The organism is Mycolicibacterium sp. XJ2546, assembly GCF_053483195.1.
Genome location: NZ_JBEFRW010000006.1, coordinates 123,230 through 148,481, shown reverse-complemented (window position 1 = coordinate 148,481; position 25,252 = coordinate 123,230). Strand labels below are relative to the sequence as shown.

25 protein-coding genes and 1 pseudogene are annotated in these 25,252 nt (G+C 69.2%); 7 read left to right on the top strand and 19 right to left on the bottom strand.

What is annotated here, in order from left to right; all coding sequences use genetic code 11:
* Positions 1-19 precede the first annotated feature (19 nt).
* From ABQE44_RS12625 to ABQE44_RS12590, 8 genes are read right to left on the bottom strand one after another with little or no spacing between them, the layout of a single operon-like run.
* A complete protein-coding gene (locus ABQE44_RS12625) occupies positions 20-445 on the bottom strand; it encodes a hypothetical protein (protein WP_448430222.1) in 426 nt (141 codons plus the stop codon).
* Between the two features lie 56 nt (positions 446-501).
* On the bottom strand, positions 502-1,752 hold the full coding sequence (locus ABQE44_RS12620) for a DUF58 domain-containing protein (RefSeq protein ID WP_448430066.1): 1,251 nt from the start codon (positions 1,750-1,752) through the stop codon (positions 502-504).
* On the bottom strand, positions 1,749-2,708 hold the full coding sequence (locus ABQE44_RS12615) for an AAA family ATPase (protein WP_448392019.1): 960 nt from the start codon (positions 2,706-2,708) through the stop codon (positions 1,749-1,751). The genes ABQE44_RS12620 and ABQE44_RS12615 overlap by 4 nt, the downstream gene beginning before the upstream one ends.
* Positions 2,709-2,710: 2 nt before the next feature.
* Complete coding sequence (locus ABQE44_RS12610; RefSeq protein ID WP_448391684.1) at positions 2,711-3,196, bottom strand: hypothetical protein; 486 nt, start codon at positions 3,194-3,196, stop codon at positions 2,711-2,713.
* Positions 3,193-4,170: a DUF4129 domain-containing protein gene (locus tag ABQE44_RS12605; protein ID WP_448391683.1), complete on the bottom strand. Its 978-nt coding sequence runs from the start codon at positions 4,168-4,170 to the stop codon at positions 3,193-3,195. The genes ABQE44_RS12610 and ABQE44_RS12605 overlap by 4 nt, the downstream gene beginning before the upstream one ends.
* 54 nt (positions 4,171-4,224) lie before the next feature.
* Entirely contained in the window at positions 4,225-4,989 is a 765-nt protein-coding gene (locus ABQE44_RS12600; RefSeq protein WP_448430064.1) for a hypothetical protein, read from the bottom strand.
* 16 nt (positions 4,990-5,005) lie between these two features.
* On the bottom strand, positions 5,006-6,166 hold the full coding sequence (locus ABQE44_RS12595; RefSeq protein WP_448430062.1) for an alpha/beta hydrolase: 1,161 nt from the start codon (positions 6,164-6,166) through the stop codon (positions 5,006-5,008).
* Between the two features lies 1 nt (position 6,167).
* On the bottom strand, positions 6,168-7,031 hold the full coding sequence (locus tag ABQE44_RS12590; RefSeq protein WP_448391680.1) for a rhomboid family intramembrane serine protease: 864 nt from the start codon (positions 7,029-7,031) through the stop codon (positions 6,168-6,170).
* Between the two features lie 303 nt (positions 7,032-7,334).
* Between ABQE44_RS12590 and ABQE44_RS12585 the strand changes: the two genes are divergently transcribed.
* From ABQE44_RS12585 to lipE, 3 genes are all read left to right on the top strand, one after another.
* A complete protein-coding gene (locus tag ABQE44_RS12585) occupies positions 7,335-7,736 on the top strand; it encodes a heme-binding protein (protein WP_448391679.1) in 402 nt (133 codons plus the stop codon).
* A gap of 82 nt (positions 7,737-7,818) precedes the next feature.
* Positions 7,819-8,319 carry an Rv1352/Rv1906c domain-containing protein gene (locus tag ABQE44_RS12580; protein WP_448391678.1) on the top strand — a complete coding sequence of 167 codons (501 nt, stop codon included), beginning with the start codon at positions 7,819-7,821 and terminating at the stop codon, positions 8,317-8,319.
* 21 nt (positions 8,320-8,340) lie between these two features.
* Positions 8,341-9,585: a lipase LipE gene (gene lipE / locus ABQE44_RS12575; protein WP_448391677.1), complete on the top strand. Its 1,245-nt coding sequence runs from the start codon at positions 8,341-8,343 to the stop codon at positions 9,583-9,585.
* On the opposite strand, the gene ABQE44_RS12570 is transcribed toward lipE, so the two are convergent.
* The 5 genes from ABQE44_RS12570 to ABQE44_RS12550 all read right to left on the bottom strand — a co-directional run bounded on the left by ABQE44_RS12570 (position 9,531) and on the right by ABQE44_RS12550 (position 17,292).
* Positions 9,531-10,673: an FAD-dependent oxidoreductase gene (locus ABQE44_RS12570; RefSeq protein WP_448391676.1), complete on the bottom strand. Its 1,143-nt coding sequence runs from the start codon at positions 10,671-10,673 to the stop codon at positions 9,531-9,533. The two genes, lipE and ABQE44_RS12570, sit on opposite strands and share 55 nt — an antisense overlap.
* Positions 10,670-11,506 carry a glutaminyl-peptide cyclotransferase gene (locus ABQE44_RS12565; RefSeq protein WP_448391675.1) on the bottom strand — a complete coding sequence of 279 codons (837 nt, stop codon included), beginning with the start codon at positions 11,504-11,506 and terminating at the stop codon, positions 10,670-10,672. Before ABQE44_RS12565 ends, ABQE44_RS12570 begins: the two co-directional genes overlap by 4 nt.
* Before the next feature lie 46 nt (positions 11,507-11,552).
* Complete coding sequence (locus ABQE44_RS12560) at positions 11,553-12,350, bottom strand: SigB/SigF/SigG family RNA polymerase sigma factor (RefSeq protein ID WP_448391674.1); 798 nt, start codon at positions 12,348-12,350, stop codon at positions 11,553-11,555.
* Between the two features lie 144 nt (positions 12,351-12,494).
* Complete coding sequence (gene hrpA / locus ABQE44_RS12555) at positions 12,495-16,397, bottom strand: ATP-dependent RNA helicase HrpA (protein WP_448430060.1); 3,903 nt, start codon at positions 16,395-16,397, stop codon at positions 12,495-12,497.
* Positions 16,398-16,419: 22 nt separating this feature from the next.
* On the bottom strand, positions 16,420-17,292 hold the full coding sequence (locus ABQE44_RS12550; protein WP_448430058.1) for a helix-turn-helix transcriptional regulator: 873 nt from the start codon (positions 17,290-17,292) through the stop codon (positions 16,420-16,422).
* Positions 17,293-17,464: 172 nt separating this feature from the next.
* Between ABQE44_RS12550 and ABQE44_RS12545 the strand changes: the two genes are divergently transcribed.
* The gene (locus tag ABQE44_RS12545) at positions 17,465-18,247 is read left to right on the top strand and encodes an SDR family oxidoreductase (protein ID WP_448391671.1); all 783 of its coding nucleotides are present in this window, start codon (positions 17,465-17,467) and stop codon (positions 18,245-18,247) included.
* Between the two features lie 16 nt (positions 18,248-18,263).
* Here the strand turns inward: ABQE44_RS12545 and ABQE44_RS12540 are convergent, their stop codons facing one another.
* Positions 18,264-19,157, bottom strand: a complete 894-nt coding sequence (locus tag ABQE44_RS12540; RefSeq protein ID WP_448430056.1) for a mycobacterial-type methylenetetrahydrofolate reductase — start codon at positions 19,155-19,157, stop codon at positions 18,264-18,266.
* 120 nt (positions 19,158-19,277) lie between these two features.
* Here ABQE44_RS12540 and ABQE44_RS12535 point away from each other — a divergent pair, with 120 nt between their 5' ends.
* From ABQE44_RS12535 to ABQE44_RS12525, 3 genes are read left to right on the top strand one after another with little or no spacing between them, the layout of a single operon-like run.
* Positions 19,278-20,732 (top strand): protein adenylyltransferase SelO, encoded by a 1,455-nt coding sequence (locus tag ABQE44_RS12535; RefSeq protein ID WP_448391669.1) that lies wholly within the window; start codon positions 19,278-19,280, stop codon positions 20,730-20,732.
* Positions 20,733-20,754: 22 nt separating this feature from the next.
* Positions 20,755-20,988, top strand: coding sequence for a hypothetical protein (locus tag ABQE44_RS12530; protein ID WP_448391668.1), 234 nt, complete (start codon positions 20,755-20,757; stop codon positions 20,986-20,988).
* 43 nt (positions 20,989-21,031) lie between these two features.
* Positions 21,032-22,102, top strand: a complete 1,071-nt coding sequence (locus ABQE44_RS12525; protein WP_448391667.1) for a M42 family metallopeptidase — start codon at positions 21,032-21,034, stop codon at positions 22,100-22,102.
* Here ABQE44_RS12525 and ABQE44_RS12520 read toward each other — a convergent pair.
* From ABQE44_RS12520 to ABQE44_RS12500, 5 genes and pseudogenes are all read right to left on the bottom strand, one after another.
* A complete protein-coding gene (locus ABQE44_RS12520; protein WP_448391666.1) occupies positions 22,099-22,794 on the bottom strand; it encodes a DUF899 domain-containing protein in 696 nt (231 codons plus the stop codon). The genes ABQE44_RS12525 and ABQE44_RS12520 overlap by 4 nt on opposite strands.
* An 83-nt stretch (positions 22,795-22,877) precedes the next feature.
* Complete coding sequence (locus ABQE44_RS12515) at positions 22,878-23,288, bottom strand: cupin domain-containing protein (protein ID WP_448391665.1); 411 nt, start codon at positions 23,286-23,288, stop codon at positions 22,878-22,880.
* A 26-nt stretch (positions 23,289-23,314) separates the two neighbouring features.
* Positions 23,315-24,031 (bottom strand): SDR family NAD(P)-dependent oxidoreductase, encoded by a 717-nt coding sequence (locus ABQE44_RS12510; protein ID WP_448391664.1) that lies wholly within the window; start codon positions 24,029-24,031, stop codon positions 23,315-23,317.
* A 13-nt stretch (positions 24,032-24,044) separates the two neighbouring features.
* Positions 24,045-24,500: a sigma-70 family RNA polymerase sigma factor gene (locus ABQE44_RS12505; protein ID WP_448430220.1), complete on the bottom strand. Its 456-nt coding sequence runs from the start codon at positions 24,498-24,500 to the stop codon at positions 24,045-24,047.
* 72 nt (positions 24,501-24,572) lie between these two features.
* Positions 24,573-25,229: pseudogene (locus tag ABQE44_RS12500) on the bottom strand (nitroreductase); the annotation flags it as partial.
* Positions 25,230-25,252 lie beyond the last annotated feature (23 nt).

Sequence of the window (25,252 nt, the reverse complement as noted above, 5' to 3'; positions counted from 1 at the left end):
CGCCGGTGTGGTTTGGAGTTTATCGGTCGGCCCAGAACGGTCGGGTGGCAAGCACCACCAGCGCCAGCACCGCGACCGGCACCACCAGCGGCAGCCACGGCACCTCGGCGGGCAGCGAGACCGCTATCAGCCCGACGGCCGTAAACCCCACCGCACCAATCACTGTGGGCGCTGTCGCCGCAGATGTGTGGCGCAGCATCAGGTAGCCGGCCGCGGTCAGCCCACACAACGCGGCCAGCATCGGCACCGCGTCGGAGAGCACCAGCACCGCACCCGACAACAGCACGGCAAGCGTCGCGCAGGGCGCAAACGCGTTGCCCGCCAACACTGCCAGCGCCGCCGACCCGGCCACCACCAGTGCGGCGTCGCCGGCCTGCACAGCCGAGACCGCCACCATCACCAGCCCGAACGCGGTGGCCATTGCGCGGTTCACCGCGGTGGCCATTGCGCGGTTCACCGCGGTGGCCATTGCGCGGTTCACCGCGGTGGCCATTGCGCGGTTCACCGCGGCCGCCCCACGGGGCGTCGACGTTCGGGCACCAACTGCATCGCCTGATCCAGCGTGTCGACCACGCGCCACGACACCACGTCGACGCCGACGGTGCCCATGTCGCGGTACAGAAACGACCGCTGAAGCGTCCACATTCTGGCGATGAGAGGGTCGGTGTCGTCGGCGAACGGTGCGCCCTCCAGCACGTCGACCGCGACGACGGTGTGTCCGCGTTTGCGCAAATCGATGAGCGCCAAGCCGAATTCGGTGTCGAGCATCGTGGAGAACGCGACGACGATGGCGCCGGGTGGTAGCGCAGCGCGGGGCGCCAGCGTGCCCGGCGTGGTTTCGAACCCGTCGTCGACGGCGAGGATCGCGTCGAGCACCCGGTAGAACTGGCGGCGCCCGATGTCGGCGCCGAGCCAGCGCGGCCGCCGGTCCCCCAGCGCGACGACGCCTGCACGGTCACCGCTGCGTAGCGCGCTCTGCACCACCTGCACGGCGCCGCGCGCGGTGCGGTCGGTGGCCTCGGTCGCCGGCCCGGCCGGTTGCGGATAGTTGTCGACGAGCACGACGACGTCGGCGGCGCGGTCGGTCAGCCGCTGGGTGACATGCAGGCTGCCGCGCCGGGCGCTTACCGGCCAGTTGACCGTGCGCAGCTGGTCACCGGGCACGTATCGGCGCACATCGGCGTACTCGACGCCGGGCCCGACATGCCGGGTCAGGTGCGTGCCGAGCCGGTCGAGAAGTTCGGTGCGCGGTAGCGCCGTCGACTGGGGCGGAGCCTGCGGAAAGACGTAGACGTTGGCGGCGTCGACGGTCCCGCGGCCTTCGAGCAGCCCGCCGCGCGCGGTGACCCGCACGTGCGCCCGGATCGGATAGCGGCCCCACCGGTCGGCGCTCACCTCGACGGTCTTTCGCCGTGGACCGTCGCCGCCGACGACGTCCCAGCGCATCCCGTCCGGGGCCGAGACCGCGAGCGTCACCTCAGACCGGGCGTCCGCCCACACCGTGATCCGCGCGCGTTCGGACTCAAAGCACCGGTGCGTCCCGGGTTGGGCGTAGACCCGCACGGTCGGCGGGGACGGCTGCCAGCCGATCGAGCACAACACTCCGATGAGCGGCGCGGTGAACACCATCAGCTGCCAGCACCCGGCGATCACCGACACCACGAACGCGACCGTCGCACACGTCAACAGTGCCCGTGCGAGAGGTGAAGCATGCCAGGTCAATTGGGGTTCGGCGCTGCGGGTCTCGGTCACGTCTGCGCCCGCGGGACCGGCAGCCGGTGCAACAGTTCCTGGACCACGTCGCTGCCGTGTACCCGGCGCACCCACATCTCTGGCCGCAGGCTGATCCGGTGTGCGATCGCCGGTACGGCAAGGGATTTCACATCTTCGGGGATGACGTAGTCGCGGCCCAACAGCAGTGCGCGGGCGCGGGCCAGCTGGACCAGGTCGAGTTCGGCGCGCGGGCTGGCGCCGACGGCGACCTGCGGATGCTGGCGGGTTGCCCCCGCCAGCGACACCACGTAGCGCAGGACGTCGTCGTGCACGCTGACCTGCTCCACCGATTCCCGCATCGCGATCAGCTCGTCGGCGTCGACGACCTGCTGCACCACCGGTTCGGCCGAACCGCGGTCGATCCGGCGGCGCAGCATCGAAACCTCCTCGGGCTCAGCCAGATAGTTCAGCTCCAGCCGGATCGTGAACCGGTCGAGTTGCGCCTCGGGCAGCGGGTAGGTGCCCTCGTACTCGATGGGGTTGTCGGTGGCCAGCACGATGAACGGGGCGGGCAACCGGTGGGTGACGCCGTCGATGCTGACCTGACGCTCGGCCATCCCCTCCAGCAGCGCCGCCTGCGTCTTGGGTGGGGTGCGGTTGATCTCGTCGGCCAGCAGCAGGTTGGTGAAGATGGGCCCGGGCCGGAACTCGAAGCGGCCCGATTGCATGTCGTAGACCGTCGAGCCGAGCAGGTCGGCGGGCAGCAGGTCCGGGGTGAACTGCACCCGCTTGAACTGCAAGCCCAGTGCGGCGGCGAACGACCGGGCGATCAACGTCTTGCCGAGCCCCGGCAGATCCTCGATGAGCACGTGCCCGCCTGCGAGCACGGTGGTGAGGATGAGCGCGAGCGCACCGCGTTTGCCAACCACGACGCGCCCGATCTCGTCGAGCACGGTTTCACAGTTCGCGGTGGTGGTCGCCGCGGGAAGGCCCATGGTCATATCCGCTCCAGCCGTTTCAGGATCTCGTCGAGCGCGGCCCGGCCGGGCCCGGGCTCGTTGGCGTCACTGTGCGCGACGTTCTCGGGGTCCACCCATGCCCAAAGCTGCGCGCCGAACAGCATCTTGCCGGTGGCCGAGTACGCCTCACGGTTCTTGAGTCGTTTTTGGCCCGTTGCCATTTCGAACTGCCGCGCGAGCATCGGCCGCAGGTGGCGGTCCCAGTCCCTTCGGGTGGAGTCCGCCCTGCTGACCAGGGTCTCGGTCCGTGACAGCCAGCGTCGCAGCGACGCTGCCGCCTCGTCTGCGGGGATGTCACCCGCCCCGTCATCGGGGCTGCGCACCAGATGCCAACGCAGTCCCAGCAGCGCAACTGCGAGCGCCATTCCCGAGATGACGAGGGCCATGCCGCGATCGGGTGCGGTCAGCACCATCAACTCGACGCCCACGACGAGCAGAAACCCGGACGCGGCAAGCCTTTTCATGCCCGCACCTCCGGGATGCGGTCACGCAGTTCAGCCAGTACGCGGTGCAGCACCCCGACCGCGGCGGTGCGGTGGGTCTCGGTCATCACGTGCGGGGAGAACCGCGCCTCCTCGAACAGCTCGACCAGTTCGGTTGCGCTGTCGGCGCGTAACGCATGGTGGGCGACCGCGCGGGCCAGCACCTCGGTGGGGGTGTCGCAGTCCTGCGGCATGGCGCCGGGCACCCGGGTCAGCTCAGATTCCATCGCCGCATAGCACGCGATGATCGCTTCGCGTGGCTCGCGGCGCAGATCGCCGATCTCGGCCAGCCCGATCTCTGCCGCCCTGGCAAGGGAGTCCGTCGGGCGCGTCGCGGCCGAGGATGCACTGTCGTCGTCGGTGAACTCGTCGGGCGGTTCGGCGCGGCGCTGCCGCCGCGATGCGATCGCCGTGCCGAGCACCACCAGCGCCATCAGAACCAGCATCGGTGCGACGAGATATCCGAGGACGTCACCGCCGCCCTCATCAGCGTCGTCGGGCGCCCGCGTGGGCGCAGCGGGGCGCGGGTCATCGGGCGTCGCGCCGGCGCCCTCAGGTGCGGCCTCGGGTGCTGGCTGTTCGATCAGGTCCTGGCCGCCGACCCGGCTCAACACGATGATCAGCAGCAGCCAGGCGACGACGACGGCCAGCGCGATCAACGAGAAGCGCCAGCTCGGCCGCCCCACCGTCCCGGGGCTGCCCGGCAGCGGAGCCGATGACGGCGGGCGGGCTCGGCGGTCGCGCAACCGAACGATGATCGCGAACGCGATGATCGCCACCGCCGCGGTCAGCAGCGCGACGACGGCGGCCAGCGCCGCGGGATTGCTCTGCGGCGGTTCGCGCTCCACCGGCGGCTCGGGTGCGCCGGGAAGGTATCCGCGCAGCCCCCATACGGCAAGGATCAGAAGCGCGATGACCGCGATCACCCGCTGTGTCGACTTGTCGAAACCGGCCATGGCCCTGACCCCATCCTGTCAGCCCCTCAGCGGTTTCGGTGCGCGAACGAGCGCTCAGCGCGTTTTGGCGCACCGAACTCGCATCGCGGCTTCACGGCTGGCCTGTTTCCCCTTCTCGAAGGCGTCTTCTGCGGCAGCCAGCGCCGCCCCGGCCTCCTCCAGTCGTCGTTGCGCGTCAAGGTGGCGCAGTCGGGCGGTGGCCACATCAGCCTGCAGTTCAGCCAGTGCCTCGTCGGCCTCGGCTTTGACCCGTTCGGCTTCCTTCAGCGCCGCCCGCGCCTCGTCGCGCTCCGACTCGGGCTTGGTCTTTTTCGCGCTGGCCTTCTTGGCGCTTCTGGTCGGCTTGAAAACCGCTGCGCTGGCACCCAATCCGCCGAAACCCGACCACTGTTCGGCCTTGGTCAGCCGGCCGATCCTGGCCGCGACGTCCGCGTCGGCGACGGCGGCCTGCAGCGTCGCGGTGACGTCATCGCGCAGCGACGCCGCCGGGTTGCTCAGCTCGACTTCCTCAAACGCGGTGCGGGTCAGGTCGTCGACGAGCCGGCGTTGTTCGATGGACAACTCGCGGATGCGGTCACCGTCCATCTCGGCGTGGGCCTGGCGCAGCCGGGCGCCGAGGTCGGTGAGGCGCTGCCGCACGGCCTCGTCGGCGTGGGCAAGCCGGTTGACCACCCACGCCGCGGTGGTGGGTTTGCGTGCCGCCGAGATCGTCTTGGCCTGCTCGGTGTCACCGCGTTTCTTTGCGGCTCCGGCGAGCTTGGTGCGCAGCGCGGTGAACTCCTCGAGCCTGGCGGCGTAGAGCTCGTCGAGCGGGTCCATCCGAACCTCCCTGCCGTTACGGTTCCTGTCCATGGTCGCGCAGCCAGCGCGCGGTCAGCTGGCGATAGGCCTGTTGGCCGATGCTGCCGGGACGCGCGTCGAACACGTGGTCGGCGAACGGCACGGTGACCAGCTCGACGTCGACGCCAGCCGCCGCGGCCTGTTCGGCGAACCGGTAGGTGTCGTCGACCGGCACCAGGTGATCGGCCTCGGGCGCGATGATCAGCGTCGGCGGCGCGTCGGCGCTGATATGGCTGGCCGACGAAATGCGTTGGTAGCGTTCGGGAAACTGCTCGGGTGATCCGCCGGTGTAGGCCGAGACCATGTCGCGTGAGGTGTTGCCGAGCGCGGGGTCGGGGTTGCGGTACATGCCCGCCGGGTCGACGGCGGGATACATTACCGACACGGCGTGTACCGCGGGCGCTCGGCCACCGCACGACGACGGCAGCGTTCCCGCGGCCGCCAGGTAGGCGGTGTTGACGGCGAGGTTGCCGCCCGCGGAGTGACCGGAGATCGACATCCGCGTCGGGTCCCCGCCGTAGCGGTGGGCGTTCGCACCGATCCAGGTCAGCGCGCAACCGAGCTGGCCCTGGGCGACGTCGGCCAGATGACGGTCGTGCGACGACAACGAATAGCCGACGCTGATCACCAGCCAGCCGCGGTCGGCGAGCCACCGCAGATCCGTGCTGCGCGAGTGCCGGTCACCCGCGACCCAGCCGCCACCGTGGATGTAGACCAGCACCGGTGCGCGCGAGGTGTCCGTCGAGCCGGGCGGACGGTAGATGCTGAGCTGCAGCGGTTCGCCTTCGAACGTCGTGTAGGTCGCTTCGGCGTCGGGCGCCGCGGATTCGGGCAGCCCGATGCCGAATAGGTCGACGAAGTCGACGTCGGCTCCGGCGGCGTCGACGGCGGCTGTCGTCCGCGCGGTGATGAACGACGCGCCCGTCAGCGCGAGCACGGCCACCACGGTCAGCGCCGCGGCGAACCAGCCACGTCCGCGCCACCAGCGGTAGCCCGCCACCGCCGCGCCGATCGCCGCGGCCACGATCAGCCAGACGAGAAACCACGGCGCGAACGCCGTCGCCAGGCCCACGTAGGGCACGTCGTACAGCAGCGTGCCCAGCACGGCCAGCGCGGGCACCACGGTGAGCGGCACCGCCACCGCGTACGCGATCACGTCAGGCCAGCCCGAACAACTCCATCAAGTACGCGGTGCGCCACCAGATCAGCACGGCGAACAGCACCAGGATCGCGACGGTGACCCCGGCCTGTACGAGGTTGCGTGACTTCTGCGGCGCGTACGCATACGCGGCGGCGACCACCGCGCCGGTGATCAGCCCGCCGAGGTGGCCCTGCCAGCTGATGTTGACCGAGCTGATCAGCGGGATGACGAACGTGAACACCAGGTTGAGCCCGATGATCGCGGTCACCCAGCGGACATCGAGGTTGAGGCGCTTACCCACCACGAACGTCGCGCCGAACAGGCCGAAGATGGCCCCGGAGGCGCCCGCGGTCGCCGCGTTCACCGGGGACGCCAGATACACCAGCACCGATCCGCCGAGCGCGCTGAGGAAGTAGAGCGCGCCGAACCGCAGCCGGCCGAGCGCGGCCTCCAGCGCCGGGCCCACCACGTACAGCGCCCACATGTTGAACAGCAGATGGGTTATGCCGTAGTGCAGAAATGCCGACGTCACCAGCCGGTAGAGATCGCCGTTGGCGGCGACCGCGCCGGAATGCAGGACGAGTTCGCTCTGAACGTCCCGTGACATGGTCTGCAGCACGAACATCAGCACGTTGACGGCGATCAGCGTGTAGGTCACCGTCGGGGTGGCCGACGGGCGGCCGCCGAACTGGGTCCTGGGCTGGCGGACCGTGCGGGCGCCGGCGTTCACGCACTCGACGCACTGGTGACCCACCGCCGCATTGCGCATACATTCCGGGCAGATGTTGCGGTTACACCGGGAACAGCGGACATAGCTCACCCGGTCGGGGTGTCGGTAGCAGGTCTGCGTCTCCGCGGGTATGCCCTGATCGAACGTCACAGGCACCACCTTAAAGAGGCGGTTTCGGGCCGCCAGTGAACCGCGGTCGATAACGATTCGGTCACCGTCCAGATCACGATCATCTAAGAGCCGCGGGCAAATTCTGAGAATGGGCGCCAGTTCTGGTCGCTCGCTTAGCGAATTCGGCCGATACTGCGGTACAGATCACGCCCATTCGGTGTAACGCCAGCCCCTATCCAGCAAACGAAATTCTGCGCCGGTTTCACCCCTTTGACGTTCGGCTACCTTGGTTTTCAGGTACGGGGAAACCAGCGACCAATCGCATTCAGAAGGAAGAAACACATGAAATTCAGTGGTATCACTGCGCGCCGGGGTATCGCCGGTGCATGTGCGGCAGGCGTGCTTGGCGGTCTGGCCGCAGCAACCATCGCCGCACCGTCGGCGGGGGCTTCGCCCGACCAGTGCACCGCCAGCGCGGTGTCCGGCACGGTCAGTTCGGTGACGGGAGAGGCCCGCGCGTATCTCGACAGCCATCCCGGCGCCAACCAGGCGGTGACGACGGCGTTCAACCAGCCGCGTCCGGAGGCGTCGGCCACGCTGCGTGGGTACTTCACCAACAACCCGGGCGAGTACTACGCGCTGCGCGGCATCCTCGCGCCGATCGGGGATGTGCAGAGCAAGTGCAACGTTTCGGTGCTCCCGCCGGAGCTGGCGTCGGCCTACAACGAGTTCATGGCCGGCTAGCGTCGAATCAAGGACCCGCCGCCGCAGCCCCGCTGCGGCGGCGGGTTTTCTCATATCCGACAGACGCATAGACTGCCTTCCTATGAACCCGACGCGAGTTTCCGTGCTCACCGCGGCGATCCTGCTCGCCGCTGGTGGAGCGACCGCGGGGGTCGCGCATGCCCAGCCTGAGCCGTCCCCGGCACCCCACGCGCCATCGGAGGCCGAACCCGGCCCGGCGCCCGAGGAGTCCGACGACGCCGAGACCCCGGCCGTTCCCCAGTCGTTCATCGAGGCCGACGGCACCTACCAGGTGGGCGTCGACATCGTGCCCGGCACGTACTCCTCGGCCGGTCCCGTCACCGACGCCGTGTGCTACTGGAAGCGCACCAGCGACGGCAAGCTGGTCGACAACGCCATGACCAAGAAGCCGCAGGTCGTGCAGATCAAGGCCGACGACACCACGTTCACCACCAACGACTGCCAGAGCTGGCAGCTCACCAACGCCGCACCACCGCCCCAGCCCGGCCCGCAGGACCTGCTCGGCCAGCTCGGGTCGTTCATCGGCTCCGGCATCCTCAGCGGGCCGCCGCCCTCCCCGTAACCGCCGCCGTACGCTGGCCACGTGAACGCGGTGCAGGGCGGCATCGACGTGCCGACCGATCTCGACGCGGTGACGGCCGTCGGCGACGAAGACCACTCCGGGCTCGACCCTGCCGCCGTCGAGCGGATCTGGCAGGCCGCGCGGCACTGGTATGCCGCGGGCATGCATCCGGCGATCCAGCTGTGCTTGCGGCACCACGGCAAGGTCGTGCTCAACCGCGCGATCGGGCACGGCTGGGGCAACGGTCCCACTGACCCGGCCGACGCCGAAAAGGTCCCTGTCACAACGGAAACACCGTTCTGCGCGTACTCGGCTGCCAAGGCGATCACCGCCACGGTCGTGCACATGCTCGTCGAGCGCGGCGTCCTGTCGCTCGATGACCGGGTCAGCGACTACCTGCCCGGCTACACCAGCCACGGCAAGCACCGGACCACGATCCGGCACGTGATGACCCACAGCGCCGGCATTCCCATCCATACCGGGCCGCGGCCGGACCTCACCCGGATGGACGACAGCGAGTACACCGTCGCGCAACTCAGCGAGCTCAAACCGCTGTACCGGCCCGGGCTCGTGCACATCTACCACGGGCTGACGTGGGGGCCGCTGATCCGCGAGATCGTCGGTGCGGCCGCCGGCAAGAACATCCGTGACATCCTGGCGACCGAGATCCTCGACCCGCTCGGTTTCCGGTGGACGAACTACGGTGTTGCACCGCACGATGTTTCAGCGGTGGCGCCCAGCTACGCCACCGGTAAGCCACTGCCCCAGCCCGCCGCCGCCGTGTTCCGGCTGGCTGTCGGCGGATCGTTGCACAAGATCATCCCGTTCTCGAACACGCCGAGGTACCTGACCAGCGTGCTGCCGTCGTCGAACACGGTGTCTACGGCGTTCGAGCTGTCCCGATTCGCCGAACTGCTGCGCCGCGGTGGGGAACTCGACGGTGTACGGGTGGTGCGGCCCGAGACGTTGCGGGCGGCGACGGCGGAATGCCGACGGCTGCGGCCCGATGTCGCGGTCGGTTTGGCGCCGCTGCGGTGGGGCACCGGCTACATGCTGGGGTCGAAGCGGTTCGGGCCGTTCGGGCGGGATGCGCCTGCGGCGTTCGGCCACACCGGGTTGACCAACATCGCGGTGTGGGCGGACCCGCAACGCGGGCTGGCTGCCGGGGTGATCAGCAGCGGAAAACCCGGTCCGCACCGCGAGGCCAAACGCTATGGGGCGCTGCTGGATCGCATCACCGCAGAGTTCTCCCGCACACCGCGGTAGATTCCGCGGCGCACGATCCACGGTTGCAGTAGCCGGTCGATCGACCAGGCCGGAAACCGGAACGCCTGTCCTTTCGGGGTGAACACCTCGAGCCCGTCGGCCTGGACGCCGAGCACCGAACCCCATCGCCGCGCCGCAGGCCGAAAGGCGCGCGGTCTGCCGCCCGTCAGTGCGGCGCGGATGTTGTGCGCCAGCAGCCCGTCGGCGCGGTTGCGCGCCGAACTGCGCAGCGGATCGGTGGCCGCGACGTCGCCGATCGCGAACACGTCTGGGTGCCCGAGCACCGTGAGCTGCGGGGTGACCCGGACAAAGCGGTGCTCGTCGAGGATCTCGGTGGGCAGCCAGCCGGTGTTGGGCGTCACCCGGCCGATCGTCCAGAGCACCGCGTCGGCTGCGGCAGGTGGCTGGCCGGTGCTCCAGTGCACAGGACCGGTGGTGATGTCGTCGCAGCAGAAGCCGTCGGGGACGACGGCGCGGTGCCCGGGGTTCAGGTTGACGCCGGCTTCGGTCAGGCGGCGACGTATCCGTTGCCACACCCGGGGATGATGCTGGGTCAGCGCCTGTTGGCCCGGGAAGTACAGCGAGACGCGCTTATACGGCCACGTCCGCGCCACGTTGGCGGCGCTGCTGACCGCGGCCGCGCCGCCGCCGATGACGAGCACAGACTCAGCCGCGGCGAGCCGTCGGTGGCGCTGACGCAGCTCGGCGCGGATCTGCTCGGCCGACTGCAGATCGGGTCTGCGCCAGAACCCGTTGGTCACGCCTGTCGAAATGACGAGGGCGTCATAGGGTTCGGACAGTGTGGCGCCATCGGCCTGCTGCCGGAACACTTTTCGTGCGGCCAGATCAACGCCGGTCAGGGTGGCGTGGACGGTGCGCACGTGGTCGAGGCCGCGGAACCTGTCGAACGGAATCCAGTAGTCGCGCGCCCACACGTCGGGCCGGCTGAGCCGGGCGCCGAGTTCCTGACCGCTCACCAGGCCGGGTTTGGTCGAGATGCCGACGACGTCGGCGTGGCGCGCCAACCGCAGGGCGACCAGGACGCCGCTGTCGCCGAGGCCGGCGACCACCACCCGCGGTCGGCTCACCGGGGACCGTCGTGGGGCGCGGCGAGGCGCACCCGGTACATCGACGGCCATTTCTTGCCGGTCAGCAGGTACTCGTCGCCGTCGATGTGGGCGATGCCGTTGAGCACGCGGTCGCTGTCGCCGGCCTGCCCCGGCCACAGCCCCGTCGCGTTGACGACCGTGTCGACCTGGCCCGTCGACGGCTCGATCCGCACGATCATGTCGGTCTTCCAGACGTTGGCCCAGACCTGCCCGTCCACGCACTCCAACTCGTTCAGGCTGGTCTGCGGGACGCCATCGCGGGTGACGGCGACCGAACCGGTTTCGGCGAAGGTCACCGGGTCATGGAACCGCAACCGGTCGGTGCCGTCGCTGCGGACGAAGCGTTGGCCATCCGGTCGGTCATCGTGGCACAGGCCCCACCCTTCGCCGTCGACGGGCACCTCACGCACCGGCGTCAGGGTGGCTTTGTCCCATTCGATCGCGACGCCGTCGCGCCAGGTCAGCTGCCAGATCCGGTCGCCGACGACGGTGATGCCCTCGCCGTAGTAATCGTTCGGTGCGGGCGCGGCGCGCAGCACCGCGCCGGTGGCGGGGTCGAGTTCGCGCACCTGTGACGCGCCGGCGATTCCGGTGCCCTCCCACAGCGCCGGCCCGTCGAACTCCAGTCCCTGCGTCCACGCCGCGGGGTCGTGCGGTATCTGCGCCAGCACGTCGGGGGTGATCACCGGGGCTGGGCCGGTCGCAGGCTGGCTGTCGGCGTGGGGCGCCGAATCGCCGCATCCGGCCGCCACGAACAACGCGAGTGCGATCAGCCAGCTGGCAGGCCGCCGTGCGGTATCGATTACGCCCATAGGTGCTAATACCTACCGCAGCGGTCGCCACCGGCGCTAGCTATAGCTAGGCGTCCAAGCCGTCGCGCAATGTGGCCAGCGTCTTGGCGAGCAGCCGCGACACATGCATCTGGGAGATCCCGAACTGCTGCGCGATCTGCGTCTGGGTGTGGGAGCCGAAGAACCGCATGGTGAGGATTTCGCGTTCCCGCGGCGAAAGCGCGGCCACTAGCGGGTGAAGGGCCTGGCGGAACTCGACAAGATCGATGGCGGTGTCGTCGCTGCCGAGCCGGTCGGCGATCGACATGCCGTCGTCGGAGTCGCCGGGCGCCGGCGCGTCCAGCGAGCGGATCGAATAGCACTGGGCCGCGATCAGCGCCTCGACGACCTCCTCGCGGCTCATCTGCAGTTCCTCGGCCAGCTCTGTCGCGGTGGGGCCGCGTCCCATGCGCTGGCTCAACCGCGACGTCGCCGCGGCCACCGCCGCGCGCGACTCCTTCAACCGCCGCGGTACGTGCACCGCCCACCCGTTGTCGCGGAAATACCGTTTGACCTCACCCATGATCGTCGGCACGGCGAAGGACAGAAAGTCGTGACCGGACGCCGGATCGAAGCGTTCGATCGCGTTGAGCAGACCGAGCCGCGCGGTCTGCAGTAGATCGTCGCGGGGTTCACCTCTGCCGTCGTAGCGGCGAGCGATGTGCTCGGCAAGGGGAAGGCAGCGGCGCACGATCTTCTCGTGCATCCGTTGGCAAGCAACGGATTCGGGCGGCATGCCACGGACGGTCCGGATCAGCTCCGGGATGTCGTCGTAGTCGGACTTGGCGCGCGCGCTAGACGTGCGCCGTCGCGTCGCGGTCGTCATCGGCGTCCTCCTTCTTGGCCCGTCTACCCGCATCCGCGCTTCGGGTATTCCGCAAACGCCGCCGTTCAGCGCGACTGTTCGTGAAATGGACCGTTTGCGCACAGGGTGCTTCGCGATGTGGCTGCGCGACGGCGCCGTGGCGGCTCAGGGCCGAACGGCGTCGATCGCGCGGTAGATGCGCTGCTCGCTGACCGGGCGCGCGGTGCCGAGTTGCTGCGCCCACAGGCTCACGCGCAGCTCTTCGATCTGCCGCGCGATGTCGCGGACGTCGGGAGCGGCGGCGCGGGCCGGGGACAGCGCGGCGACGAGGTCACCGTAGGCGTCCTGCACGGCGTGCACGCGCGACATCCGCTCGCGGTCGGCTTCCACGGCGTGCGGCAGCCGCTCCAGGCGTCTGCCGATCGCAGTGAGGTAGCGGGTGAGATCGGCCAGGTGCGCGGCGCCGAAGCTGGTGACGAAGCGTTCGGGCAGCAGGGTGTCGAGTTGGGCGCGGATGTCGGCGATCGCCTCGGCCTGCGCGGGGGTCGGCGCAGCGGGCAGCGCGAGTTCGACGTCGTGTGCGGCGGCGAGCACCTTCTGCACGCGGGCGACGATGTCGCGGGTGGTGGGTTCGAGGTTGGTGGCGACGCGTTCCCGCAGAGCATCGAATTCAGTACGCGTCCATGCCGGTGCGGGCGCCAACACGTCGACGGCGGCGTCGGCGCAATCCTCGAGCAGTGCCTGCAGCGACCCGTCCGGGTTGGCGCCCAGCACCAGGCGGGCGCGCGGATCGAGTTGGCGTTCAACCGCTTTGACCGGCGTCGGTACCGCCAGGCGCAGCAGCCGGCGGCTTCCTGGACCCATCGCACTGTCCTGCTCGGCCTGTGTTGCGAACACGTGCACGTCGACCGTCGCGCCCGCATCCACCAGCGCCGGATAGCCGCGCACGGCGTTGCGTTCGACGGTTCGGGGCAGCGAGTCGAGGTCGTCGGGCCAGCTGCGCAACCCGGTGCGTTCGATCTCGCCGGCTACCGCATCGGCGACGGCTCGGCGCGCCGGCCCGGCCAGCTCGTGCTGCAGTGTATCCAGGTCCTTGCCGCGGGACAGCTCGGTGCCGTCGGCGGATTCGACGGCGAACGTCACCCGCAGGTGCGACGGCAGCTTGTCGAGGTCGAACGCGTCGATCGGCACCAGCACGCCGGTGCGCCGGTGCAGTTCGCGTTGCACGGCGTCCAGCAGCGGCCCGTCGTCGGGGGTGATCGCAGACAGGATGGCGCGTGCGGTGTCGGGTGCGGGAACGAAGTTGCGGCGCAGCGGTTTCGGCAGGGTGCGGATGAGCGCGGTCACCAGCTCCTCGCGAAACGCCGGTACCTGCCACGCGAATTCGTCGCCGCCGAGCCGGGCCAGCACCTCGACGGGAACGTGCACGGTGACCCCGTCGTCCTGGGCGCCCGGTTCGAAGCGGTAGGTCAGCGGCAATGCCAGATCGCCTGCGCGCCACGCGTCGGGTTGCTCGGCGGCGTCATTGGTGCGAAGCAGGTCGTCGCGGGTGAAGGTGAGCAGATCCGGGGTCTTGTGCCGTTGTTTGCGCCACCACGCGTCGAAGTGGCGCGCCGAGACCACCTCGGCGGGCACCCGGGCGTCATAGAAGGCGAAGATCTCGTCGTCGCCGGCCAGCAGGTCGCGCCGGCGCGCCTTTTCCTCGAGCTCCTCGACTTCTTCGCGTAGCCGGGCGTTGTCACGGAAGAAGTGGTGGCGGGTCCGCCAGTCGCCTTCGACCAGCGCGTGGCGGATGAACAGATCGCGCGCGACTTCCGGTTCGATCTGCGAATAGCCGACGCGGCGGCGCGCCACCAGCGTCAACCCGTACAGCGTGACCCGTTCGTAGGCCATGACCGCGCCGTGTTCGGCGTCCCAGTGCGGCTCGCTGTAGCTGCGCTGCACCAGGTCTCCGGCGACGCGTTCGACGGTCTCGGGCTGGATCCGCGCGGCGGTGCGTCCGTACAGCCTGCTGGTTTCGACCAGGTCGGCGACGACGACCCAGCGCGGCGGACGTTTGGTGAGCACCGAACCGGGAGCGAGTACGAACCGGGAGTTGCGGGCGCCCTGAAACTCCCTGGAGCCGCGGCCTTTCGAGTCGTCACGCACACCGATGTGCGACAACAGCCCGGCCAGCAGCGCAGCGTGCACCTGGGCGGGGTCGGCCGGTTCGCCGGACTCCCTGATCCCCAGGTCGCGGGCGATGGCGCGCAGCTGCCCGACCAGGTCCTGCCATTCCCGAATCCGCAGATAGTGCAGGAACTCGTCGCGGCACATCCGCCGGAACGCGTTGCCGGACAGTTCTTGTCGCTGCTCCCGCAGATACCGCCACAGGTTGAGGTAGGACACGAAATCCGAATGCTCGTCGGCGAAGCGGGCGTGCTTCTGCCGTGCCGCCTCCGCACGGTCGGCGGGCCGCTCCCGCGGATCGGGAATCGACAGCGCCGCGGCCAGCACCAGGATCTCGGCCACGCAACCCTCGGCGTCGGCCTGCAGGATCATCCGACCCAGCCGCGGATCGACCGGCAACTGCGCCAGGCGCCGGCCGACGTCGGTGATCTTGCCGTCCCGGTCGAAGGCGCCGAGTTCCTGCAGCAGCAGCACACCGTCGCGGATGCTGCGGCTCTCGGGCGGGTCGAGAAACGGAAACGTCTGGATGTCACCGAGATTCAGCGCCGCCATCTGCAGGATCACCGCGGCCAGGTTGGTGCGCAGGATCTCCGGGTCGGTGTAGCGCGGTCGCCCCGCGAAGTCCTCCTCGGAGTACAGCCGGATACACACGCCGGGTGCGGTACGACCCGACCGGCCGGCGCGCTGGGCGGCCGAGGCCTGCGAGATCGGCTCGATGGGCAGCCGCTGCACCTTGGTGCGGCGACTGTAGCGCGAGATCCGCGCGGTGCCGGGGTCGACGACGTAGCGGATGCCGGGCACGGTCAGCGACGTCTCGGCGACGTTCGTCGCGAGCACCACCCGGCGCCGGGCGCGGCTGGGCCGAAACACCCGCTGCTGTTCGGCCGTCGGCAGCCGCGCGTACAGCGGCAGCACCTCGAGATCGTCGTCGAGACCGCGCAGAGCCACCAGGGCTTCACGGGTGTCACGGATTTCGCGCTCGCCGGACAGGAACACCAGCACGTCGCCGGGCGGTTCGCTCTCCAGTTCCGCGACCGCGTCGACGATCGCCTCGATCTGGTCGCGGAGCTCGGTGCGCACGATCTCGTGGTCGGGATCATCGGGGTCATCCGAATCCTCCACCACGACAGGAACTTCCAACGGCCGGTACCGGATCTCGACCGGATAGGTGCGGCCGGACACCTCGACGATCGGGGCCGCGTTGAAGTGCGCGGCGAAACGCTGCGGTTCGATCGTCGCCGAGGTGACGATCACCTTGAGGTCCGGCCGCCGCGGCAGCAGCCCGCGCAGGTAGCCGAGCAGGAAGTCGATGTTGAGGCTGCGCTCGTGGGCCTCGTCGAGGATCAAGGTGTCGTAGCGCAGCAGCCGGCGGTCGCGCTGGATCTCGGCGAGCAGGATGCCGTCGGTCATCAGCTTCACCAGCGTGGCATCGCTGACCTGGTCGGTGAAGCGCACGGTGTAGCCGACGGTGTCGCCCAGCGGGCGGCCCAGCTCATCGGCGATGCGCTGGGCGACCGTGCGCGCGGCCAGGCGCCGGGGTTGGGTGTGCCCAATGGTGCCGCGTATCCCGCGGCCCAGTTCCAGGCAGATCTTGGGCAGCTGGGTCGTCTTGCCGGAGCCGGTCTCCCCCGCGACGATCACCACCTGGTTGTCGGTGATGGCTTTGGCGATCTCGTCGCGGCGCTCGCTGACCGGCAGGTCGGGGTAGGTGATCGCGGGCAGCGCCGCCACCCGGGCGGCCACCAGCGCTTCGGCGGCGGCGATCTGTTCGGCGAGCTTGGCGACCTTGTCCGGGCTCGCTCCGCGCAACTGCCGCAGGCGGCGCCCGAACCGGGCGGCGTCGCGAACGGTCAGCCCGCCCAGGCGCCTACGCAGCTCAGCGGCGGACGGCTCGGACACCGAACAGAGGATAGGCGGCGGGTCAGGGGGTCTGCAGCGCCGCATCCGCGGAGGGGGCGCTGGTCCAGTTGGCCAGCAGCCGCAGCGCCGTCTCCGCCGGGGACCCCGGCTCAGTGGTGTAGATGCACAGCGTCTGGTCGGGGTCGCCGGGTACGGCGACGCTTTCGTAGTTCACCGACAGGTCACCGACCAGCGGGTGGTGGTAGCGCTTGATCCCGTGGGTGCGTTCGCGGACGTTGTGGTCGGCCCACCACTGGCGGAACTCCTCGCTCTTGACGGCGAGCTCACCGACGAGTTCGGTCAGCAACGGATCGTCGGGGTGGCGCCCGGCGTCGAGCCGCAGGATCGCGACGTTGTCGCGGGCCACCTCTTCCCAGTCGGTGAAGAGCTCCCGCGCGGACTCGTCGAGAAAGGTGAACCGCAACAGGTTTCGCTCCCGCGGTGGTAACGCCTCGAAGTCGCCCATCAGCGCCCGCGCCAGCCGGTTGGCCGCCAGCATGTCCATGCGGCGGCCGAACACGAACGCCGGCGCGACGTCGTCGAGCGTCTCCAGCACGCGGCGCACACCGGGCCGGACCCGCTGCACCGGCGCGGGCCGCCGCCGGGCGCGACGCGTCTTCTTGCGCGCGATCTCGAACAGGTACGACCGCTCGACGTCGTCGAGGCGCAGCGCCCGCGCCACCGCGTCGAGCACCTCGTCGGACACGTTGAGGTGGCGGCCCTGTTCCAGGCGGGTGTAGTAGTCCACGCTCACCCCGGCCAGCTGGGCGACCTCTTCGCGACGCAGACCAGGCACCCGGCGCACCCGTCCCGACCCGCCGATCTCGACGTCCTCGACGCGCAGCCGCGCGCGACGCGTCCGAAGGAACTCCTTGAGTTCGGCGTTGTGGTCCATGCCTCCAGTGTGGGCGCAGCGGGCCCGCCGCACCGTCCCAAACGTGGGTCTGCCAAACCCAGGAACGCCGAACCGGGGCCCGACTGGGCTCGTTTTGGCCGCTCAGCGGGCTGTTCGGCGGTGTTGTCTCGGATGTGCGGCAGCACCGCCGCCACCGATGAAAGGAATCGCCATGACCAAGACAACCCCGAGCACCAGCCATCCCCTGTCCGGCCGCGTCGCCGTCATCACCGGCGCCTCGAGCGGCATCGGCGCGGCCACCGCCAAGCGGCTCGCCGCCTCGGGCGCCAGGGTGGCGCTGCTCGCCCGCCGGGCCGACCGGCTGGAGAAGCTCGCCGCGGAGATCGGTGCGGCGGGCGGCACCGCACTCGCGCTGCCGGTGGATGTCACCGACGCCGACGCGGTGCGCGCCGCCGCGCAGCGGGTGGAAGCCGAGTGGGGCCCGGCCGGCGTGCTGTTCAACAACGCCGGCGTCATGCTGCCCGCCCCGATCGACGAGCAGCGTTTCGACCAGTGGCAGCAGCAGATCGACCTGAACATCACCGGGTTGACGAACGCGATCGGCGCGTTCGTCCCGCAGCTGGTGGCCTCCGCCGCCGACAAGGGCGTCGCCGATCTGATCAACACGTCGTCCATCGCCGCACAGAACCTGTTCCCGCACTTCGCGGTGTACTCGGGCACCAAGGCGTTCGTGACGCACATGTCGCGCACGCTGCGCGCCGAACTCGGCGCCAAGAACGTGCGGGTCTCGGCCGTCGAGCCCGGCATCGTCGAGACCGAGTTGCAGGGCCATGTCACCGATGCGGGCGCGCAGGAGTGGCTGGACGGCACCCGGGATCAGATCGAGTGGCTGGATCCCGCCGACGTCGCCGAGGCGATCGGCTTCCTGGTGGCGCAGCCGGCGCGGGTGAACCTGCAACAGCTGACGATCATGCCGACTCGCCAGGCGTCGTGACGACGGGTCGGGACCCTCAGGTGGCGTCCGGCGCCCAGTACGCGAGCATCTCCGCGAACGTCTCGAACGCCGGAGCCGACACCCCGTAGGTGGCCTCGAGGTGGATGGACAGCGGAAAACCGAGGTCGGCGACGCCATCGATGACCCGCCTGTACAGGTCGACCATCAGCTTGCGCTTCTCGGTCGGATCGGTGCCGGCCAACCGCTTGACGAACTCCTGCTCCTCGGCCACCGCGGGGTTGCCCGGATCCTGGATCAGCCAATGGATCAGCCCGACCTTGCTCTCCATCTTCGGGACGAACCCGAACGACAGCAGGATCTCGGGCCGATGATCGGTCGCCGCGGCGAACTCGCGGAGGAACCCGACGATCGCATCGGAGTACAGCAGCTGCGTCATGCCGTACGTCGCGCCCCGGTCGCACTTGAACTCGAACCGGCCCTGCTCACCTTCGCGGGTCGGGATGAGAATCCCCCCGCGATTGGGCACCACCTCGTCGAACATCGCGAGCGCATCCGTCGGCGCGACGCCGGAGCCCTCGCCGTCGGCCATCGTGCGCGGCACCCCGACAAACGCGATGCCCTCGAACCCGGCACCGGACAACGAAGTCAGCCGTCGGCGCAGCGTCGGCTCGTCCATGAAGGAGGTGACCTGCGTGCACAACCCCTTGACGCCGGCCAGCTCGGGTCGGATCACCGACCAGAAGTCCAGGACGTCCATCTTCGGCTTCATCTCGACGGGCCGATCGTCGTCCTCTTCGATCATGCCGGGGATCATCACGTGCCCGATCCGGCCGGCTAGGCCGCTCTGCTCGGAGTACCGCAGCACCTTGTCGGCATCCTCCAGCGCCTGCTCACGGCCGCGGTCCACATTGGGGGCCACGAGCTCGAGCGCGATGGTGTTCAGCGTCACCGGGTTGCTCCTCGATCCGACGATTACTTCCCGCTGCGCGGCAGGTCACGACGACCACCGTCTGCGCTTGCTAGGAAGCCTCACCATACAGACCAGCGCGGTCTCCGTACCCTTGGTGTAGTGAGCGCCGCACCCTTGACCATCTCCGTCGGAGACCGCTTCGCCCGTGAATTCCCGGAGCTAACCGTCGGCTGGCGGGCCGAGGAGGCACCCGATCCGCGCCTGCTCGTACTCAACGAGGCGTTGGCCGCCGACCTCCGCCTCGATGCCGACTGGCTGCGCGGCCCCGACGGCCTGCGGTTCCTCACCGGCACCCTGGTGCCCGACGGCGCCGCGCCGGTGGCCCAGGCCTATGCGGGCCACCAGTTCGGCGGCTTCGTCCCGCGGCTCGGCGACGGGCGCGCGCTGCTGGTCGGTGAGCTCACCACCACCGAGGGTGAGCTGCGCGACCTGCATCTCAAGGGCTCGGGGGCCACCCCGTTCGCCCGCGGCGGCGACGGGCTGGCCGCCGTCGGCCCAATGCTGCGCGAATACGTGATCAGCGAGGCGATGCACGCCCTCGGAATTCCGACCACCCGGTCGCTGGCCGTCGTCGCGACCGGGCGCACGGTCACCCGCGAGACGCTGTTGCCGGGTGCCGTGCTGGCCCGGGTGGCGCGCAGCCACCTGCGGGTCGGCACTTTTCAGTATGCCGCGACGACGGGCGACGCCGAGTTGTTGCGCCGCCTCGCCGACCACGCCATTGCGCGCCACCACCCCGCCGCGGCCGACGCCGACAACCCCTACGTCGCGCTTTTCGACGCGGTGATCGGGGTGCAGGCCGCGTTGGTCGCGCAGTGGATGCTCGTCGGGTTCGTGCACGGCGTGATGAACACCGACAACACCACGATCTCCGGCGAGACCATCGACTACGGGCCCTGCGCGTTCATGGAGGCCTACGACCCCGAGACGGTGTTCAGCTCGATCGACTCGTGGGGCCGCTACGCCTACGGCAACCAGCCGACGATCGCGGGCTGGAACCTCGCCCGGTTCGCCGAAACGCTGCTGCCGCTGTTCGCCGACGACCAGGAGCAGGCGATCACCATCGCCCAGGACCGGCTCGAAGGGTTCAGCGTGCGGTTCGGCCAGGCGTTGACCAGCGGCATGCAGGCCAAGATCGGGCTCACCGGCGACCCGGCGCAGCAGGCGCCGCTGATGAACGAGTTGCTCGAACAGCTCGCGGCCAGCCACGTCGACTTCACCTCGTTCTTCCGGCAGCTGGGCCGGGCCGCGCGCGGCGACACCGAGCCCGCGCGCGGACTATTTCTCGACCTGGCGGCATTCGACGACTGGGTGAGCCGCTGGCGCGCGCTGCACCCGGACCCCGAGCTGATGGACCGGGTCAACCCGATCTACATCCCGCGCAACCACCTCGTCGAGGAAGCCCTGACCGCGGCCACCGACGGCGATCTGCACCCGTTGCAGCAGCTGTTGACCGCCGTCACCGCGCCCTACGACGAACGGCCGGACCTGGCGCGCTACGCCGAACCGGCGCCGGAGGACTTCGGCAGGTACCAAACCTTCTGCGGGACCTGACCTGCGGCATACACTGCCGAACATGGTTTCCCTGCGACGGTCGGTGTCCGCGGCGCTTTTCACGGCTGCCCTGGCGGTCACCCCCTTCATTCCGGCCGTCGCCGTGGCCCAGCCCGGCAACGTCGGCTGCGCGCCGGGTGAGACCGGCGTGATCTACGGTTGCGCGCCGTTCTGCGTGCCGGGCAAGGCGCTCGACGTCAGCACCGGCTTGTGCGTTCCGGCGCCGCCGCCGTTCCCGCATCCGCCGATCCAGTAGGGCCCGGGTTTTCCCGACGCCGTTATGCGGTTACTCATGGCCGGTGACCGATCAATATCAATTACGCCGTGACCTGCTGCAAGAACTGCTGTGGGCCTACGGGCCGTGCGGGCAGGAGCGGGCGGTGCGCGATATCTGCCGCCGCGAGCTCGAATCGTACGTCGATGAGTTGTGGGTGGATCCGGCCGGGAACCTGATCGGGCAGGTCCGCGGCGAAAGCCGCGACGACGGGCGCGCCACCCGCGTCATGGCCCATATGGACGAGCTGTCGATGCTGGTCAAACGGGTCGAGAGCGACGGCACCCTGCACCTGACGCCGTTGGGCACGATGTATCCGGGAAACTTCGGGCTCGGCCCGGTCATGCTGCTCGGTGACCGCCAGACGGTGTGCGGCGTGCTGACGTTGGGTTCGGAGCACACCACCAAGGAAAGCCAACGGATCTGGGAGACCAAACCCGACCAGGGCGACAAGTCGCTGGACTGGATGCACGTCTACGTCTTCACCGGGCATACCCCAGAGGAGTTGACCGACGCCGGGGTGCAGCCGGGAACCCGGGTGTGTATCGACCGCAGCAAGCGCACGCTGGTCGACGTCGGCGACGGCTACCTCGGCAGCTACTTCCTAGACGACCGCGCCCCGGTGACCGCGCTGCTGGAGACGGCGCGCGTGATCCACGACCGCCGCCCCGCCCACGACGTGTACCTGGTGTTCACCACCAGCGAAGAGATCGGCGGGGTGGGCGGCTCCTACGCCAGTCGGACCCTGCCCGGCGATCTCACCCTGGCGCTGGAGGTGGGGCCGACGGAAGCCGAGTACGACACCTCGGTGCGCGGCGGTCCGATCGTGGGGTACAGCGACGCGCAGTGTGTCTACGACAAGGATGTCGCCGACGCGTTGATGGGCATCGGGCTGGACCTGGGACTGTCGCCGCAGGCGGCGGTGCTCGGCGCGTTCGAATCCGACGCCTCGCATGCCAAGAGCATCGGGCTCACGCCGCGCGCCGGGCTGCTGTGTCTGCCGACGCTGAGCACCCACGGCTATGAAGTCATTGCGCGCCAGGCGATTCCGAACATGACCGAGCTGCTGGTGGAATTCCTGTCGCGCTCGTCCTAGCCGTACGCCGCGGCGATGTCGGGTGAGTCCATCCAGCCCGCATACGCCGGGCCTTGTGGCCAGCCGTCGGGTGAGTCCTGCCACTGTTCCTGACGCCCCCACGGCAGCAGGTCGATGAGCGCGAAGGTGTGGCTGAGCTGTTCGGTGCCGCGGCCGTTGGTGTGCCACGTGCGATACACCGCCTCCTCGCCCGACGGACCCGTCGCGCGTAGGAACACGTTGACCGCGAAGCCGCCGCCGGGCGGCGCGTCGACGTCGGCGCCGAACGAACTCTGCGACGACGAGTACCAGTCCATCCGATTCACCACCTTGTCGCGGTAGGCCAGCGCCTCCTCGATCGGTCCGTTGGTGACGATGACGAAACGGGCGTCGTAGTTGTCGAGGAAGCCCAACCGGGTGAACTGGGACGTGAAGCCGGTGCAACCGCCGCACTGCCACTCCGCGCCGTCGGTCCACATGTGGTGGTAGACGATCAGCTGCGACCGCCCCTCGAACACGTCGGCCAGCCGCACCGGTCCGTGTTCGCCGATCAACGTGTAGTCGGGCATTTTCACCATGGGCAGCCGCCGGCGCTGGGCGGCGATGGCGTCGAGCTCACGGGTCGCGGCCTTCTCCCGCACGCGCAGCTCGTCGAGCGCCGCCCGCCAGGTGTCGTGGTCGACGACGGGCGGCAACGCGGTCGGTTTGGTCATCGGTGCCTCTCCGGTACGTCTCATACAGGTTCTGACCGGCTCAGCGCGCCAAACTCATCGTCGGATGCTGTCGGGTCGGCCGGTCAACTCGGTCCGACGCGCAGGTGCCGGCGTGCGGCGAGGTCGTCGTCGTCGACGAGAACCAGCATCGGTTGATCCGGCTTGCAGAGCATGGTGACGACGAACCGGACCTTGATGTCGTCGCGGTTGTTGGCGTCCGAGTAGTGGATGACCTCGCCGCCGGGTTCCCAGAACGCTTCGCCGGCCTTGATCACTCGCGGCGGTGCACCTTCGAGTTCGAACAGCATCTCGCCTTCGAGCAGGTAGCCGAAGGCCGGTCCGCTCGGGTGCCGGTGCGGCGGGGCGCCCGCGCTGCCCGGCGGGTACTCGACGACGACGGTCATGGTGTGCGCATCTTGCGGGATGAACGGCGGCTCGGCTTCCTGCACCACCGTGAGCGCGGTTTCCCACGCCGCGTCGTATTTTTTGGACATCGGTTCTCGTCTCCTTCAAATCGGTTTCAAATAGCACTGCCGCCGCCGTCGGCGTGCAGCGTGGATCCGGTGATGAAGCTGGCGCGAGGCGAGGCGAGGAAAAGCACCGCGTCGGCGATCTCCTCGGGATCTGCGGTGCGGCCCAACGGAAGTGCGCGACCGAGTTCCTCGTTGGTGTCGCCCCACACCGCCGCTACACCTTCGGTTTTGGTGGGCCCGGGCGCGACGCTGTTGACGCGGATGCCATACCGGCCGAACTCGGCGGCCCAGGTGCGGGTCAGCGACTCCACCGCGGCCTTGGAGGCGCTGTAGGTGGATGCGCCGGGAACGCCCTTGGAGGCGACCATGCTGGTGACGTTGACGATGCAGCCGAACCCGCGCTCGACCATGCCCGGCACCAGACCGGCGGCCAGAAAGTAGGTGCCACGCACGTTGGTGTCAAACGTCTTCTCGAACGAGTCGACATCTTGTTCGATCGTGGCAGCGCCGGGGAAGCTGGCTGCGTTGTTGACCAGGATGTCGACGTCTCCTGCTTGGCGCACAAGTTCTTTCACCGAGTCCAGATCCGAAAGGTCGGCCTGGATGAAGCGGGCACCGATCTCGTCAGCCGCAGCCGTACCGCGCTTGCGGTCTCTGCCGGTGATGATGACCGAGGCACCTTCGCCCGCCATCAGCCGCGCGCAAGACAATCCGATGCCTGCGGTGCCGCCGGTGATCAGCGCTGTGTGATTGGTGAGTTCCATTGTGTTCCCTTTCTCAGGCGGGGGCCAACGCGGTGCGCAGCCGGTGGCGTCCCCGTGACACCCGCGACATCACGGTGCCCATCGGGACGTTCAGCAATTTGGCGGTTTCGGCGTAGGTGTAGCCCTGGATGTCGGCGTAGTAGATCGCTTCTTTGAAGCTTTGCGGCAGCGCGTCCATGGCCGTCTTGATGTCGTTGGCGGGCAACGTATCCAACACTTCGTCCTCCGCGGAGCGTTGAACGATGTCGTGTTCGGTGAACGTGGCGACCGAAACCTCGACCGGTCGGCTCTGTTTGCGACGATGAGTGCTGACCCACCGGTTGTAGAGGATCCGGAACAGCCATGCCCGAAGGTTGCTGCCCTCCTGGAAGGTGTGAAAGCCCGAATAGGCGTGCAACAGGGTGTCCTGCAGGAGATCGTCGGCGTCGGCGTGGCTGCGGGTCAGTCGGCGCGCAGCGCGGGACAGCACGTCGAGGAGCGGTTCGGTCTCCCTGGCGAACCGTGCGGCCAGGTTCTCGTCGGGTCGGCGAACGGTGGCCTTCAGGTAGGTGACGGTCTCGGCGATCGGCACCCTGGCATGGCGGACGTACTCAACGGTGGGGTCCTCGTATCCAATCGACACGCCGCAGAACAGCATCAGGTTCTCCGGTGGCGACACGATGTCCGCGACGGTTTTGTGGACTTGCGACCACGCCATCTGCGGGCAGCTGTGTAGCCCTTCCGCACGCAGCAGCAACATGACGGTCTGCAGGTACATGCCGACGTCGGCCCACTGGGGCCGGCCCAGGTCGCGGTCGATGTAGCAGAACAGGGCCACCGGTGCGCCGAAGCAGTCCCAGTTGGCGATCGCCGCGCGTTGACGCGCTTCCCAGTCCTCGCGCTCGATGCCCAGCGCGCTGTAGCGCTCCCGCCCGAACTGGGATCGCCGCTCGCGGTAAGGCGACTTCAAATCGCGCGGGTACATCTCGAATTCCCGCTCATCCCAGGCATCGCCGGCACTCACCCGTTGGGTCGCCAGCTTCTTGAGCTGACATAGCGGCGCGCCGGTGACGACGTAGATGTGCCACGGTTGAAGGTTGGACCCAGACGGCGCCCCGGCGGCCGCGGTCAGCACGCGATCCAGGAGTTCTTTCGGTACGGGACGGTCAAGGAATCCGCGCACCGCCCGCCTGGTGCGCACCGCTTCGTATACGTCCATAAGCGCAGCCTGGCGGGCACGGG

What these genes read in the sequence shown, in the direction of transcription:
- ABQE44_RS12580 (WP_448391678.1), top strand. Translation starts at nt 7,819, where the DNA reads ATGAACCCGACGCGAGTTTCCGTGCTCACCGCGGCGATCCTGCTCGCC.
- ABQE44_RS12545 (WP_448391671.1), top strand. Translation starts at nt 17,465, where the DNA reads ATGACCAAGACAACCCCGAGCACCAGCCATCCCCTGTCCGGCCGCGTC.
- ABQE44_RS12605 (WP_448391683.1), bottom strand. Translation starts at nt 4,170, where the DNA reads ATGGCCGGTTTCGACAAGTCGACACAGCGGGTGATCGCGGTCATCGCG.
- ABQE44_RS12560 (WP_448391674.1), bottom strand. Translation starts at nt 12,350, where the DNA reads ATGACGACCGCGACGCGACGGCGCACGTCTAGCGCGCGCGCCAAGTCC.
- ABQE44_RS12530 (WP_448391668.1), top strand. Translation starts at nt 20,755, where the DNA reads ATGGTTTCCCTGCGACGGTCGGTGTCCGCGGCGCTTTTCACGGCTGCC.
- ABQE44_RS12585 (WP_448391679.1), top strand. Translation starts at nt 7,335, where the DNA reads ATGAAATTCAGTGGTATCACTGCGCGCCGGGGTATCGCCGGTGCATGT.
- ABQE44_RS12610 (WP_448391684.1), bottom strand. Translation starts at nt 3,196, where the DNA reads ATGAAAAGGCTTGCCGCGTCCGGGTTTCTGCTCGTCGTGGGCGTCGAG.
- ABQE44_RS12520 (WP_448391666.1), bottom strand. Translation starts at nt 22,794, where the DNA reads ATGACCAAACCGACCGCGTTGCCGCCCGTCGTCGACCACGACACCTGG.
- ABQE44_RS12600 (WP_448430064.1), bottom strand. Translation starts at nt 4,989, where the DNA reads ATGGACCCGCTCGACGAGCTCTACGCCGCCAGGCTCGAGGAGTTCACC.
- ABQE44_RS12625 (WP_448430222.1), bottom strand. Translation starts at nt 445, where the DNA reads ATGGCCACCGCGGTGAACCGCGCAATGGCCACCGCGTTCGGGCTGGTG.
- ABQE44_RS12615 (WP_448392019.1), bottom strand. Translation starts at nt 2,708, where the DNA reads ATGGGCCTTCCCGCGGCGACCACCACCGCGAACTGTGAAACCGTGCTC.
- ABQE44_RS12515 (WP_448391665.1), bottom strand. Translation starts at nt 23,288, where the DNA reads ATGTCCAAAAAATACGACGCGGCGTGGGAAACCGCGCTCACGGTGGTG.
- ABQE44_RS12550 (WP_448430058.1), bottom strand. Translation starts at nt 17,292, where the DNA reads ATGGACCACAACGCCGAACTCAAGGAGTTCCTTCGGACGCGTCGCGCG.
- ABQE44_RS12565 (WP_448391675.1), bottom strand. Translation starts at nt 11,506, where the DNA reads ATGGGCGTAATCGATACCGCACGGCGGCCTGCCAGCTGGCTGATCGCA.
- ABQE44_RS12510 (WP_448391664.1), bottom strand. Translation starts at nt 24,031, where the DNA reads ATGGAACTCACCAATCACACAGCGCTGATCACCGGCGGCACCGCAGGC.